Annotated in this window: 1 protein-coding gene; it reads left to right on the forward strand. The window is 59.5% G+C overall.

Annotation, left to right across the window (positions count from 1 at the left end; translation table 11 throughout):
* Positions 1-429: 429 nt before the first annotated feature.
* Positions 430-1,498 (forward strand): group II intron reverse transcriptase/maturase (gene ltrA / locus ACIPZC_RS26010; protein WP_400630434.1); only part of this gene is annotated, 1,069 nt, incomplete at its 3' end.

The raw sequence follows: 1,498 nt of genomic DNA on the forward strand, positions 1-1,498 counted from the left end.
GTTGTGCGCCAGGCATGGCGCGTTGCGCGTCAGCGCAACCCGCTTGGCTGTGGTGGCCGAGTGGGTGACTTGGAGGTGAAAGTCCTCTACACACCCGGCAAGGGGAAGTGTTAGCCAGAGGCAAGGGTGTCGCAGGCGACTGCGAATCTGAAGGAAGCCCGAGGCAAAATGCTGGCCTGACGAACAGGAAGCGGATTAGGCGGCGCAGCGGGGTAAGAAGGCAACAATCTTCAAAGCCCAATACTTGCACGGAACGCTGTGACGTAAATCCGACAGGCATAAGCAGGAAGGTCGCGCGAATTACCCTGGGAGATCTGCACGCTTGCCTTTGTGCTACCGAGCGTCGTAAGGCGACGGGATGAGCATGCAGAAGTCAGCCGAAGCCGTAGTAAGTGGCGGTTAACCGCGCCACCAAGGGCCGAACAGGTTATGCCGCCAGTAGGCGTCACTGTCTCGTTGGTAGCCGTAATGCAGAAATTTCCCACAGTGGAAACTGTCATCCCGAGTCCCGGCCAGAAGCTGAGGATGATGCCTGACAGCGCAAAGGTATCGACGGCGTCAGTAACGTGGACGAACGCGGAGCCGGACACGCTGATGGAGCGGGTGCTTGCACCGGCCAACCTCAGACGTGCGTATCAACGCGTGGTCAGCAACAAGGGAGCGCCGGGTGCCGATGGCATGACGGTCGCTGACTTGGCGGGCTACATGAAACAGTATTGGCCAACCCTCAAGGCCAGGCTACTGGCCGGTGAATACCATCCACAAGCAGTGCGAGCGGTTGAAATTCCCAAGCCGCAGGGCGGCACACGGCAACTGGGAATCCCCAGCGTCGTGGACCGCTTGATCCAGCAAGCCTTGCAGCAACAGCTCACGCTCATCTTCGACCCACTGTTCTCGGACTACAGTTATGGCTTCCGTCCGGGCAGAAGCACACATCAAGCTGTCGAGATGGCCCGTGCCCATGTGGCATCGGGGCATCGGTGGTGCGTGGAAATCGATCTGGAAAAGTTCTTCGATCGAGTCAACCACGACATCCTCATGGCCTGTATCGAGTGCCGGGTCAAAGATAAGTGCGTACTTAGGCTTATCCGTCGCTACCTTGAAGCGGGAGTCATGTCAGGCGGTGTCGTTAGCCCACGGCAGGAAGGGACGCCGCAAGGCGGCCCGCTCTCGCCGCTGCTGTCGAATATCCTGCTCGATGAATTTGACCGCGAACTGGAGCGGCGGGGCCATCGCTTCGTGCGCTATGCCGATGACGCGAACATTTATGTGCGCAGTCCTCGGGCTGGCGAGCGAGTACTGGTCAGTGTCGAGCGCTTCCTGAACCAACGTTTGAAACTGACGGTGAATCAGAAGAAGAGTCGAGTCGCGAGAGCCTGGAAGTGTGACTACTTGGGCTATGGGATGAGCTGGCATCAGCAGCCAAGGCTGCGGGTGGCAACGATGAGCCTGGGTCGCCTGCGCGACCGGCTCGCAGAGTTGCTACGCGGTGCACGGG

It is taken from the genome of Pseudomonas sp. NPDC089743, from assembly GCF_044748785.1.
GTDB lineage: Bacteria > Pseudomonadota > Gammaproteobacteria > Pseudomonadales > Pseudomonadaceae > Aquipseudomonas > Aquipseudomonas putida_X.